Source organism: Glycomyces endophyticus (assembly GCF_039531525.1).
Taxonomy (GTDB): Bacteria; Actinomycetota; Actinomycetes; order Mycobacteriales; family Micromonosporaceae; genus Glycomyces; species Glycomyces endophyticus.
On sequence record NZ_BAAAQF010000026.1, the window covers coordinates 1 to 13,026 of the forward strand.

Consider the following 13,026-nt stretch of genomic DNA (forward strand, 5'->3'; position numbering starts at 1 on the left):
GGCCGGGCCCGCGAAGGCGAGGGCGGCGGCGGCCGCCCGGCGCCGCACCAGGAGCCCGGCGAGGCCGGCGGCGGCCGGGGCCGCGATGAGGAGCCAGGCGAAGGCGGTCACCGGTGCGCCTCCGCCTCGTCCGCTTCGGGAAGTGCGTCGGTGTCGATCGACGCGCGCTCGCGCCACAGGTTGAGCACCAGCGCGAGTCCGACGCCGACCTCCGCGGCGGCGATGACCACGATGAACAGCGCGAAGCTCTGCCCGGTGCGCGAGGCGGCGACGAGGTCGGTGGTGACCAGGACGAGGTGGACGCCTCCGAGCATGAGCTCGGCGGCGGCGAGCTGAAGGACGGCGTTGCGCCGCGTGAGGACCCCGTAGAGGCCGATCGCGAAGAGGCCCACGGCGATCAGGTACCCGATCAGCGGATGCACTGGATCCTCCCCGCGGGGTGGGGATCGGTCGATCGGGGCCACATGGCCCCATCTTGGACCACGCGGCCTGCGAAAGTCCAGACCCGGGCCCGTGTCGATCCGGCATTCGCGGGGCCCGGGGCGCCCGACGCGCCCCCGGGACCCCACCGGCCCCTCGCCCCCCGCCGGGGCCGCCCGCGGAGGGCCGGTTCACCGCGGATTCACCGGCCGGACACCGGAGGGGCCCCGCGGTGTCGGCGCGGGGACGCGGGGCGTCTCTACGCTGCCGGGGTACCCGACCCTCCTTTGTGATGTGATGTCCGCGACCGCCACGCAGTCCCCAGTCCGCGCTGCCGCGCCGGCCCGCCGCGACTCCGGGTTCCGACCCGAGGTCGAGGGCCTGCGGGCGGTCGCGGTGCTCCTCGTCGCCGTCTACCACGTCTGGTTCGGACGCGTCTCCGGCGGCGTCGACGTCTTCCTGTTCCTCACCGGTTTCTTCGTCACCGGGTCGCTGGTCCGGTCCGTGGAGCGCACCGGGCGCGTGCGCGCCGCCGACTTCCTGGCGCGCCTCGCCCGCCGGCTCCTGCCGACCGCGGCCGTCGTGGTCGCGGCGACGCTCGCCGCCGCGTACCTGTGGCTGCCCCTCTCGCGGCGGGCCGTGGTCCTCGACGAGGCCGCCGCCTCCCTGCTGTACTACGAGAACTGGGCGCTGGCGGCCCGCGCCGTCGACTACGTCGCCCGCGACGGTGCCCCGAGTCCGTTCCAGCACTTCTGGTCCCTGTCGATCCAGGGCCAGTGCTACCTCCTGTGGATCGCCCTGACGGCGCTCGCGGTGCTCCTGGTCCGCACCCGCGGGGTGCGGCTGCGCGAAGCGGTGCTCCTGTTGTGCGCCATGGTGGTCGCCGTGTCGCTGGCGTACTCGGTCGTCACCACCGGGACCCGGCAGGCGTGGGCGTACTTCGACACCGGGGCGCGGCTGTGGGAGCTCGCGCTCGGCGGCGTGCTCGCCATGGCCCTGCCGCACCTGCGCCTGCCGGCGGCCGTGCGGGTCCCGCTGGGCTGGCTCGGGCTCGCCGCGCTCCTGTCGTGCGGCGCGCTCCTCGACGTGTCGGGGCTGTTCCCCGGCGCGATCGCGCTGTGGCCGGTCGGCGCGGCCGCGTGCGTGCTCCTCGCCGGGACCACCGGCCTGCCGTACGCGGCGGACCGGCTGCTCACCTGGGGGCCGCTGATGCGCCTGGGCGCGTGGTCGTACGCCCTGTACCTGTGGCACTGGCCGATCCTCGCGGTGTACCTGCACCGCACCGGCCGCGAGACCGCGACGCTCGCCGGCGGGGCCGCCGTCCTCGCGGCCGCGCTGGTGCTGGCGGCCGCCACGACGCGGCTCGTGGAGGGCGGCGTGGACGCGTTCGCGAAGCGCCGCCCTGGCCGCCGCCGGTCGCTCGCGGCCGCGTCGGCCTTCGCGGTCCCGGTCCTGGCGTTGACGCTGGCGGCGCAGCACGCGCACTGGCAGCGCCACGAGTCCGCGGTGGCGGACCTCGCCGCGCTGGCCGCCGACCGGGAGACGTACCCGGGCGGGGCGGTCCTGGCCGATCCGGCGCTCGCGGCGGCCCTGGAGGAGGCGCCGTTCATCCCGCCGCTCGACAACGTGCAGGACCTGCCGCGGATCTACGCCGACGGCTGCGACGCGGGCCTGGACGGCAGCGAGGCCGTGCCCTGCTTCTTCGGGGACCCGGACGCCGAGCACACGGTCGCGATCGTCGGCGGCTCGCGCATCGCGCACTGGTTCCCGGCGTTCCACGACGCGGCCCTGGACGCGGGCTGGCGCCTGGTGTCGCTCACCAAGTCCGGCTGCCAGTTCTCGACCGAGCCGTCCCGCAACGACGACGCCGAGGAGGCCGCGTCGTGCACCGAGTGGAACGAGCAGGCCGTGGACGTCCTCGACGAGCTGCGCCCGGACCTGGTCGTCACCCTGTCGTCGCGGGCGTTCCCCTCCGGCGAGAACACCTACCCCGGGTTCGCCGACCGCTGGGCGCAGCTCGACGCGCAGGGCGTGCAGGTCCTGGCCCTGCGGGACCTGCCGCGCCTCGACGAGCCGCTGCCCGAGTGCCTTGAGCGGCATGCGGTCGCGGCGTGCACCACCGACGTGGACAGCTCCAGGTCGGCCGCGGACCCCGCGGCCGCCTACCCCGACGTGACATCCAATGTGGAGTTCGGTGACCTGGTGGAGCACGTGTGCCCGGACGGGGTCTGCCCGGCCGTCATCGGCAACGTCCTCACCTTCCGCGACCACTCGCACCTGACGGCGACGTACGCGGCGACCCTCGCGCCCTTCGTCGAGGACCTGGTCCGCGAGCGCACCGGCTGGTAGGACCGCGCGCCGAGGTAGGGCCTGCCCCACCACGGACCGGCCCGGCTACCTCATGTCGGGAACGCCTGCGCGCCAATACCGTTCAATGCATGCACAAGCCCGCGCCCCTCCTGGTCGCAGCGCTCGCCGCGAGCGCGCTGCTCCTCGCCCCGCCCGTCGCCGCCCACCCCGGCCCCGCCCCGGCCGCGACCGCGCAGACCGGCACCGCGGCCGAACTCGTCGAGACCCGCATCGCCGACCTCCTCGCCGAGCAGGAGGTCCCCGGCGCCGCGGCCGCGCTCGTCGTCGACGGCGAACCCGTCCTCACTGCGGCGTACGGCGAAGCCGTCGTCGGCGAGGCCGACTTCACCACCGGCACCGCGTACTACACCGGTTCCGTCGCGAAGCTCTTCACCACCGCCGCGGCCCTCCGGCTCGTCGGCGAGGGCGCCCTCGACCTCGACGCCGACGTCAACGACGTCCTCACCGACGTCGAGGTCCCCGACACGTTCCCCGGCGAACCGGTCACGTTGCGGCACCTGCTCACCCACACCTCCGGGTTCGAGGACCGCATCGCCGGCTGGGCCCGCTGGGAGCCCGGCGAGATGCCGACCCTCGCCGAGTTCGCCGCCGAGGAGATGCCCGAGCGCCTCCGCGCACCCGGGACCGTCACCGCCTACAACAACTACGACATGGCCCTGGCGGGCCTCCTCGTCGAGGACGCCTCCGGGCAGCCGTACGCCGACTACGTCGCCGAGCACGTGTTCGCGCCGCTCGGCATGGACGACACCGCGGCCGTGCGCGAGGAGCCCGCCAAGGGCCCCGACGCCGCCGAGGGCTACCGGTTCGCCGACGGCCGGCAGGTCCCCACCGCGGGCCGCCTCGCCCCCGCGACCCCCGCCGGACCCGGCGTCCTCACCACCGCCGACGACATGAGCGCCTTCATGACCGCGCTCGCCACCGGCGACCCGCGGCTCGGCGAGGGCGTCGCCGCGCAGATGACCACCCGGCAGTCCGGCATGGACGACCGCATGCCCGGCATGGGCTTCAGCTTCCAGGAGCTCGCCGGCCCCGGCGACGGCGTCTGGTTCAAGGCCGGCGACCTCTCCGGCTTCCACACCTCGCTCGCCGTCGTCCCCGACCTCGGCGTCGCCGTGCACGTCGCCGTCAACGGCGACGGCAAGGACGCCGCGGCCACCGTCGCCGCCGCCGAGGCGATCGTCCACGACGTCCTCGCCGGACTCGGCGCGCTGCCCGCCGCCCCCGAACGCCAAGCGGCCCAGGACGACCTCGACGCCTACGCGGGGGAGTACACCAGCGTGCGCACCACCCGCTCCGACTTCACCGAGCTGACCCGCGTGTTCTCGCCCGTCACCGTCGAGGCCGCCGGCGGCGGGCTCACCACCACCGGCCTCTCCGGCGACCCGGCCGTCGCCGAGCAGCACTGGACCCCCGTCGGCGACGGCCTGTTCCAGGAGGAGGACGGCACCGCGACCATCGCGTTCACCGCCGACGGGTACCTGCTCACCAGCATGAGCCCGACGACCGCGTACGAGCCCGTCCCCTGGTACGACGCCACCGCGCTCCACCTCGCCGCCCTCGCCTTCGGCGCGCTCGTCCTCACCGCCGGGTTCCTCGCCCTGACCGCCACGGGGATCGCGCGGGCCTTCCGCCGCGGCGAGCGCAAGCCCGCCCTGCGGACCGCGACCGCCTGGGCCGCATGGCTTCTCGGCGGCACCGCCGCCGCCGTGCTCGTACTGCTCGCGACCGCCGTCGCCGACGGGAACCTGCTCGTCCAGCAGGTCGTCACCGGCGCCGGGGTCCTCCCGGCGGTCCTGGGCCTGTCGTACGCCGCGGTCGGGCTCGCCGCCGCCGTCCTCGTCCTCTACACCGCCGCGGCCGCGAAGCGGCAGTGGACGGCCCGCACCGCGACCGGCCAGGGCCTCGTGGTCCTCGGCGGCCTCGCGTTCGCCGCGGTCCTCGTCAGCCTCAACCTCGCGGCCTTCTAGCCCTACTCCTCGGATGAACGGCCCGGCGGCCTCTCAGGGCCGCCGGGCCGCCGCCGTCTCACCACGCCGCGCGGTTGCGCTCCATGCCGTCGAGGACGAGGTCGAGGCCGATCGCGAACTCGTCGCCGTAGGCGTACCCGGGCCGCATGGCGTGCTCCACCGCGATCTCGGCGAGGTACGGGAACGCCTCGGCGGCCTGCGCCATGATTCCCGCGGCGAGCGCCTCCATGTCGTCGCCGCCCGCGGCGTCGAACGGCAGCGCCGCCTCCTGGATCGCGAACCCGTACACGTAGCTGTCGAGCAGCGAGATCGAATGGGCCGCACCGGCGACCGAGAACCCGTCCTCGCGCAGGCACCCCAGGACCGCGTCGTGGTGGCGGAGCGTCGCCGTCCCCGCGTTCAGCCGCGAGTCCATGAGCCCGACCGCCCACGGGTGGCGGCCCAGCGCCGCCCGCATCGAGCCGGCCCGCAGCCGCATGCCCTCCCGCCACGGCGAACCCGGCTCCGGCAGCTCCACCTCGGCGAACACGAGGTCGACCATGCCGTCGAGCAGCTCGTCCTTGTTCTTGAAGTGGTGGTAGAGCGCCATGGCCCGCACCCCGAGGCGCTCGGCGAGCTTGCGGGTGCTCGGCACCGCGCCGCCCGCCTCGTCGGCCATCCCGACCGCGGCGGCCAGGACCTTCTCCCTGCTCAGCGAGCCTCGGGCCGACGTCGTCGCGGGTTCGTCCGTCACGGGTTCCTCCTGTTCGGCGGCCGGTCGGCCGGTTGTACTTTACACCGTACAGTTTTCCTGTACAGTGTAAAGGAGCAAGCACCCTTCGACTGAGGAGCACGTCATGGAACTCATCCCGCAGACCGGGGCCGGCAAGAAGGTCTGCATCGTCGGCGCGTCCGGGAAGCTCGGCCGCTACATGGTGAAGCACGCCCTCGACCGCGGCTACGAGGTCGTCGGCGTCTGCCGCGAGAAGAGCGTCCACAAGCTGGCCGACTACGCCGGTCGCATCACCGTCCACGGAGCCTTCACGAACGACCGCGAGGTGATCGCGCGCGCCGTCGACGGCTGCGACGCCGTCCTCACCGTCCTCGTCCCCTGGGGCGTGCACGACTACGCCTCCGGCACGGCCAAGGCCGTCATGGACTTCGCGAAGCCCGGCGCCCGCCTGGTCTACTCCTGCGGCTGGCACATCACCCGCGACGGCCGGGACCGCTACAAGCGCGGCATCAAGGCCGCCGTCGCCTTCGCCCGGTTCATGAAGATCACGCGCCTCGTCGACATCGCCGACCAGTACCGCGCCACCGACATGATCTTCGCCAGCGACACCCGCTGGACCGTCGTGCGCGGCTCGGACCTCGAAGAGGGCCCGAGCCAGGGCCTGCCGGTGTGGAGCCGCCACGTCGGCGACCCGGTCCTGGAGAGCAACCTGACCCGCCGCACCGACTTCGCGCTCTTCATGGTCGCCGCCGTCGAGGACGACTCGCTCGTGCGCGAGGCCCCTGCCATCAACGGCCGCCTCACCCCCTCGGCCCTCGCCCACCAGGGCGAGGCCGCCGCATAGCGATCGGGAACCGCCCCGACCGGACTACTCGCTATAGAGGTCGTCCGGGCCGATCAGGTGGACGCGGGCGTCGTTCGCGGCGGCCGCGGTCAGGTCGTCGCTGAAGCCGGCCGCGCTGAAGCAGGCCAGGGCGGTCCCGGACACGTCGTACCTGGCCGCCAGGAGGTCGCGGACCCGGCCGAGCCTCGCCAGGTGGTGCATGTCCATGCGGGTGCCCCACTTGGCCTCTCCGACGCACAGGACGCGCTTGGGGCGGTTGGCCTCCGGTGCGGTCACCGCGACGACGTCGACTTCGATCGGCGACTTCGTCGCCTTGTCGGTCAAGGTCCCCGAGGACACCTCTGCGGGGTAGGCGCCGAAGCGGTCGGTCGTCGCGGCGTAGGCGCGGCAGAGCAGTTCGAAGTGCGGTCCCATGACCCGGCTGGCGAATGTCGGCGCGCTGTCGCGCCACACCGCTTCGGCCTGGCCGAGTTCGAGCCGCGACCAGGCCGGGCGCATGACCGCTTCGTAGAAGAGGATCAGCGGTTCGCCGATGCGGAACAGGTGCCGGTTCGCCTTGAAGGCGTCGGGCTCGATCCGGATGAGATCGCAGTCCTCCAGGACCGACAGTGCGTGGGTGAGGTCGGACGCCTGGCGTCCGCAGTGCTCCGCGATGCCGCTGCGGGTGTGGCGGCCGGCGGCGATCGCGCCGAGGACCGCGTGGTACAGCGAGGCGCTTCGCACGCCGCCTTCGCTGGCGATGAGGTAGCGCCCCTCGCGGTAGAGCGGGGACTCCTTGTCGAGCACCCGCTCCACCACCCATCGGTCGAAGCCTTCGAGTGATTCCGGGGCCCGGTGCCCGACGAAGCGGGTCCGGTATGCGGGGGTGCCGCCGGTGACCGAGTGCAGCAGCATCGCCAGGCGAGTGTCGTCGGCGTCCCAGAAGCGCGCGGCGGTCCGGTAGTCGAAGGGTTTGACGACCAGCTCCAGGGAGGCGCGGCCGCGCAGAGGCGCGTTGCCGTGCAGGAGGCCGCCCATGACCGACATGGCCGAGCCGCAGAGGACGAGCCGGGTGCGGCCGCCGTCGTTCCACGGCTGTTCCCGCGAGTCGACCTGGTGCTGGATCACCGATGCCAGGGAAGGGGAGGCGCTCAGGAGGTAGGGGAACTCGTCGATGACGACGGTGCGGCCGCGGCAGTGCTCCAGCACCTGGTCGAAGGCGTCCTTCCAGGAGGTGAAGGCGAACGTTCCGGGAGTCCGGAGGTAGGCGGCGAGTGCCGTGCCGAGCTGGGCGAGCGATTCCGCCTCGGTCGCCTCCTCCGCCGCGAAGTAGAAGCCGCCGGTGGCCCGGGTCAACGACTGGAGCAGGAACGTCTTGCCCTGGCGGCGCCGGCCGCTGACGATGCCCAGGGTCAAGTCGGGCTCGGGGCTGTTCACGAACCTGACGAGGGCGCGCCATTCGCTGTCGCGCGCGAAGAGCGAGGAAGGTTTGTCCACCGCTGCACCTCACTTCATGTAATCATGGTTCATGCAAGCATACTTGCATGAACCATGATTACATGCGGGAGATCAGCGCAGCAGCAGGTCCGCGAGCGCGAACGCGAACAGCGCCACGGCCACGAACCCGTTGGCGGTGAAGAAGGCCCGGTTGACCTTGGACAGGTCGCCGGGCCGCACGATCGAGTGCTCGTAGACCAGCGCGGCCGAGACCAGCGCCAGGCCGATCCAGTACAGGACCCCGAACCCGGTGAGCAGCCCGAACCACGCGAACAGGCCCACGGCGACCACGTGCGTCGCCGAGGAGGCGTGGAGCGCGGCCCGCACGCCCCAGCGGGCGGGGGTCGAGTGCACGCCGATCTCGCGGTCGACGTCGACGTCCTGGCACGCGTAGATCAGGTCGAACCCGCCGATCCACAGGCCCACGGCCGCACCGAGGACGACCGCCGGGCCCACGCCCGCGAACGTCCCGGTGACGGCGAGCCACGCGCCCACGGGCGCGACCATCTGGGCCAGGCCCAGGACCGCGTGCGGATAGTTGGTGAACCGCTTCGCGTACGGGTAGACGACGAGCGGCGCCACGGCCAGGGGGCTCAGGTAGAAGCACAGCGGGTTGAGCGCGAACGCCGAGGCCAGCAGCAGGACCAGGCTCACCGCGCAGCCCCAGTACGCCGTCCGCAGCGACACCGCGCCCGTCACCAGCTCGCGCTTGGCCGTGCGCGGGTTCTGCGCGTCGATCTTCCGGTCGATGATCCGGTTCGCGGCCATGGCGAGGGTCCGCGCCGCGACCATCGCCACGGTCACCAGGACCAGGTCCCACCAGCTGAAGGCGTCCTCCAGGACCATCACCGTCAGGGTCGACAGGTACGCGAAGGGCAGCGCGAACACCGAGTGCTCGAAGGCGACCAGCTTCAGGAAGTCCTTCACGTGGTTCGGGCGCGGGGCAAGGGCGGTCACGGCGTTCACTCCTCTTCAGGCGGACGGGCGTCAGCCGAGTCCGTACTCTCTCCAGCGGCGGTCGACCGTGGCCTTCACGGAGGCGCTCATGCGCATGGGCTCGGGCCAGCCGCGCGTGTAGCCCTCCTCGGGCCACTTCGCGGTCGCGTCGATCCCGGCCTTCCCGCCCCAGAACTGGTGGTACGAGGCGTGGTCGAGGTGGTCCACCGGGCCCTCGGTGAGCAGCAGGTCCCGCGAGTAGTCCACGTTCCCCAGCGCGCGCCACGCCACCTCGCGGTAGTCGTGCACGTCGCACTCGGCGTCGACGACGACGATGAGCTTGGTCAGGCTCATCATCTGGAGCCCCCAGATCGCGCTCATCACCTTCTGCGCCTGCTTGGGGAACTTCTTGTCGATCGAGACGATCACGCAGTTGTGGAAGACCCCCTCCGCCGGCATGTCGTAGTCGACGATCTCGGGGATCATGATCTTGATGAGCGGCAGGAAGGTCCGCTCGGTCGCCTTGCCCAGGCCGTGGTCCTCCTGGGGCGGGGCCGAGGTGATGATGGTGTGGTAGATCGGCTTGCGGCGCATGGTCATCGCCTCGACGTGCATGACCGGGAACGGCTCCACGGGCGTGTAGTACCCGGTGTGGTCGCCGAAGGGGCCCTCGGGGAGGCGCTCGCCGGGCTCGGCCCAGCCCTCCAGGACGATCTGCGAGTTCGCCGGGACCTGGAGCGGCACGGTCAGGCAGTCGACCATCTCGACGCGCTCGCCGCGCAGGAAGCCCGCGAACAGGTACTCGTCGATGTCCGGCGGCAGCGGCGCGGTCGCGGCGTAGGCCATGACCGGGTCGGGGCCGATCGCGACGGCGACCGGGAGCCGCTCGCCGCGGCGCTCGGCCTCGGCGTAGTGGCCCGTGGAGTTCTTGTGGATCTGCCAGTGCAGGCCGATCGAGCGCTCGTCGTGCTGCTGGAGCCGGTAGAGGCCCACGTTGCGCTTGCCGGTCTCGGGGTGCTTGGTGTGGGTGAGCCCGAAGTTGTGGAAGACGCCGCCGTCGCCGGGCCACACCTGGAGGCCCGGGAGCATGTTCAGGTCGACGTCGTCGCCGGTGAAGACGACCTCCTGGCAGGGGGCCTTCTTGATGCGCTTGGGCGGCACGGACTTGAGCTGCATGAGCTTGCCGAGGCCGTCGCGCACGCCCGCCCAGCCGACGGGCAGCTCGGGCTTGGCGAGCTCGCCGATGCGCTGCCCGATCTCGTCGAGGTCGCCGACGCCGAGGGCCTTCGCGGTGCGGGCGGTCGTCCCGAACAGGTTGATCGCGAGCGGGATGTCGCTCCCGGCGGGGCGCTCGAACAGGAGCGCGGGCCCGCCGTCGCGGACCACCCGCTGGGTGATCTCGGAGATCTCCAGGTGGGGGTCCACCTCGGCGGAGATCCGCTTGAGGTCGCCGTCGGCTTCGAGGGCGGCCAGGAACGACTGGAGGTCGTCGTACGGGAACTTGGGTGCCACGGAGCCATTCAACCACTCGGGGCGGGGCCCGTCCGGCGAGGCCGATGCGGAGTGAACACGGTCCTTCGCACGGCGTTCACGCCCGCGCCTCCTCGCGCTCGGCGGGGATGTCCCACCCCGGCGGTACGATTTCCTGTGATCTACTTAACGATACGGTACCGTATCGTTTCGGAAAGGCGTAGCGTGGTCGTGAACACCACGCCGCCCCGCGGAGCCCACCGGCCCCCGGGATCTCGCGGCAGCCGCGCCCGGGCCGTCACCAGTCCCGCCCGCGGAACGTCGACGTAGACGACACCACAATCCGAATCACCACCGCGGTATCGGCGCCGCGGCGTCATCTCCGCACTGCCAGCCCCAGTGCGAACGCAGAAATGGAAACCCTGTGAGCGATACCCGTTCCGAACCGGTCCTGGAGACCGGCTCCGACGACCAAGGCCACCCGCGCAGATGGGCCATCCTCAGCGTCCTGGTGCTCAGCCTCATCGTGGTCGTCCTCGACAACACCGTGCTCAACGTCGCGATGAAGACCCTCGCCGAACCCGACCCGGTCGGCGTCGGCGCCACCCAGAGCGACCTCGCCTGGATGATCAACTCCTACACGCTCGTCTTCGCGGGCCTCCTCTTCGCCTCCGGCGTCATCGGCGACCGCATCGGCCGCAAGCGCATGCTCCTCGCCGGCCTCGTCGTCTTCGGCGTCGCCTCCCTGCTCTCGGCCTACTCCACCACGCCCGACCAGCTCATCTGGTACCGCGCCCTCATGGGCGCCGGCGCCGCGATCATGATGCCCTCGACGCTGTCGCTCCTGCGCAACGTCTTCTCCGCCAAGGAGTTCCCGAAGGCCCTCGGCATCTGGACCGGCGCCGTCGGCATCGGCGGCGCCATCGGCCCGATCGTCGGCGGCGCGCTCCTCGACCACTTCTGGTGGGGCTCGGTCTTCCTCATCAACGTGCCGATCGTCGTGTTCGGCCTCATCGCCATCGCGATCCTCGCGCCCGAGTCCAAGGGCAGCCAGGCCAGGGCCGACTTCGTCGGCATGGCCCTGTCCATGATCGGCCTCGTCAGCCTCACCTACGGCATCATCGAGGCCGGCGACGCCGGCTCGTGGGCCGGCGCCGAGGTCTGGGGCACCATCGCCCTCGGCGTCGTCGTCCTGGCCGCCTTCGTCGTCTGGGAGCGGCGCATCCCGCACGCCTCCCTCGACATGAAGCTGTTCAAGAGCACCCGCTTCTCCGCGTCCTCGGCCATCATCACCCTGACCTTCTTCGGGATGATGGGCCTGATGTTCTTCATGACCTTCTACCTGCAGATCCTGAAGGGCTACTCGCCGCTGGAGACCGGCCTGCTGTTCCTGCCGTTCGGCGCCTCGATGCTCGTCTTCGCGCCGCTCTCGAACACGCTCGTCAACAGGTTCGGCGCCAAGACCGTCGGCATCGTCGCGATGCTCCTGGTCATCACCAACTTCGCGGTGACCGCGCTCGTCCTGGAGGCCGACACCTCCGTCTGGGTCGTCATCGTCCTGTTCTTCATCACCGGCGCCGGCATGGCCAACCTCATGCCGCCCGCGATGAACACGCTCATGGCCTCGGTCCCGCGGGAGAAGGCCGGCGTCGGCTCCGCCCTCGCCAACACGCTCCGCCAGGTCGGCGGCGCGCTCGGCGTGGCCGTGCTCGGCACGATCATGGCCCAGTCCTACCAGGGCCACATCGCCGACGCGGCCCCCGGGCTGCCCGCCGCCGCGCAGGAGTCCTACGCCTCCACGTACGGCGCGCTGGAGACCGGGGCGATCCCGGCCGACGCCGCCGCGCAGATCGCCCAGGCCGCGAACGACTCCTTCGTCAACGCGCTCCACACCACCGCGTTCGCCGCGGTCGGCGTGGGCGTGGCCGGACTGATCATCATCGCGCTGTTCTTCCCCGGGAAGCGCCGCCGCGACGAGTCCGAGACCCCCGCCGAGGCGGCCGAGCCCGCCCTCGTCGAGGTCTGAGGGACAATCGAGTCATGCGACCCGAGCTCCGCGATGCGACCGCCCACCACCGCGCCCCCGCGGCGACGGCTCCAGCGGCGGCGGCCCCGACCAAGGGCCGCCCCCGCAGCGAGGCGGTGAGCCAGTCCATCCTGGAGGCCGCGCTGGACCTCATCGCGGAGCACGGGAACGTCACCGACGTCAGCGTCGAGGGCATCGCAGAGCTCTCGGGCGTCTCGAAGGCCACGATCTACCGGCGCTGGTCCTCCAAGGAGGAGCTCATCGCCGCGGCCTTCGAGAGCATCAAGGCCCCCTCCCCGGAGGGGATCCCCCGCACCTCGCTGCGCGACGACCTGGTGTACCTCGGCAACAACATGCGCCGCACCTACGGCCCCCGCGACATGAAGGTCGTGCGGTGCATGATGACCGTGTTCCACGAGGACCCCGAGTACAAGCGCCACCACGACCGGCTCGTGGAGCTGCGGCGCCAGTACGTGCGGGACACCTTCGAGCACTGGGCCGAGCGCGGCGAGGTCGCCGCCGGCCTCGACCTCGACCTGGCGGTCGCGATGTTCACCAGCCCGCTGCTGACGATCTTCGTCTACGGGCAGTACCCGCACCTCCAGGCCGACGACACCGTCGAGCGGTTCGTCGACCACCTCCTGCGCGGCCTCGGCGGCCCCCTCTGCGGGAGCCGCTAGACCCGGACGCTCCGCGGCCCCGGCCGGTCATCTGACCGGCCGGGGCCGCTTCGCGTCGCACGCGGGGATTGCGACCGGGCCCCGCCGTCCCGCGGGGCCCGGTCTCCGGAAGGAACCGAGGATCT

General features: G+C 72.3%; 10 protein-coding genes. 5 read left to right on the forward strand and 5 right to left on the reverse strand.

All coding sequences use genetic code 11. The features are described from left to right. Positions 1-107: 107 nt before the first annotated feature. Complete coding sequence (gene nuoK, locus ABD419_RS22755) at positions 108-422, reverse strand: NADH-quinone oxidoreductase subunit NuoK (RefSeq protein WP_344491670.1); 315 nt, start codon at positions 420-422, stop codon at positions 108-110. A 295-nt stretch (positions 423-717) separates the two neighbouring features. Here nuoK and ABD419_RS22760 point away from each other — a divergent pair, with 295 nt between their 5' ends. Together ABD419_RS22760 and ABD419_RS22765 are read left to right on the forward strand one after the other, a co-directional pair. Beyond that, positions 718-2,769, forward strand: coding sequence for an acyltransferase family protein (locus ABD419_RS22760; protein WP_344491673.1), 2,052 nt, complete (start codon positions 718-720; stop codon positions 2,767-2,769). Between the two features lie 89 nt (positions 2,770-2,858). Further along, entirely contained in the window at positions 2,859-4,757 is a 1,899-nt protein-coding gene (locus tag ABD419_RS22765) for a serine hydrolase domain-containing protein (RefSeq protein ID WP_344491676.1), read from the forward strand. Positions 4,758-4,815: 58 nt separating this feature from the next. Here the strand turns inward: ABD419_RS22765 and ABD419_RS22770 are convergent, their stop codons facing one another. Then, on the reverse strand, positions 4,816-5,490 hold the full coding sequence (locus ABD419_RS22770; RefSeq protein ID WP_344491679.1) for a TetR/AcrR family transcriptional regulator: 675 nt from the start codon (positions 5,488-5,490) through the stop codon (positions 4,816-4,818). 103 nt (positions 5,491-5,593) lie between these two features. On the opposite strand from ABD419_RS22770, the gene ABD419_RS22775 reads away from it, so the two are divergent. Continuing rightward, entirely contained in the window at positions 5,594-6,313 is a 720-nt protein-coding gene (locus tag ABD419_RS22775) for an NAD(P)-dependent oxidoreductase (RefSeq protein ID WP_344491682.1), read from the forward strand. A 24-nt stretch (positions 6,314-6,337) separates the two neighbouring features. On the opposite strand, the gene ABD419_RS22780 is transcribed toward ABD419_RS22775, so the two are convergent. The 3 genes from ABD419_RS22780 to ABD419_RS22790 form a co-directional block, all read right to left on the reverse strand. Then, positions 6,338-7,789: an AAA family ATPase gene (locus tag ABD419_RS22780; protein WP_344491685.1), complete on the reverse strand. Its 1,452-nt coding sequence runs from the start codon at positions 7,787-7,789 to the stop codon at positions 6,338-6,340. A gap of 72 nt (positions 7,790-7,861) precedes the next feature. Beyond that, positions 7,862-8,755, reverse strand: a complete 894-nt coding sequence (gene mqnP, locus ABD419_RS22785; RefSeq protein ID WP_425556168.1) for a menaquinone biosynthesis prenyltransferase MqnP — start codon at positions 8,753-8,755, stop codon at positions 7,862-7,864. A 21-nt stretch (positions 8,756-8,776) separates the two neighbouring features. Beyond that, positions 8,777-10,237, reverse strand: a complete 1,461-nt coding sequence (locus ABD419_RS22790) for a menaquinone biosynthesis decarboxylase (RefSeq protein ID WP_344491691.1) — start codon at positions 10,235-10,237, stop codon at positions 8,777-8,779. 382 nt (positions 10,238-10,619) lie between these two features. On the opposite strand from ABD419_RS22790, the gene ABD419_RS22795 reads away from it, so the two are divergent. Next, positions 10,620-12,221, forward strand: coding sequence for an MFS transporter (locus ABD419_RS22795; protein WP_344491693.1), 1,602 nt, complete (start codon positions 10,620-10,622; stop codon positions 12,219-12,221). A gap of 14 nt (positions 12,222-12,235) precedes the next feature. After that, complete coding sequence (locus ABD419_RS22800) at positions 12,236-12,901, forward strand: TetR/AcrR family transcriptional regulator (protein WP_344491696.1); 666 nt, start codon at positions 12,236-12,238, stop codon at positions 12,899-12,901. The last annotated feature ends 125 nt before the right edge of the window (positions 12,902-13,026 follow it).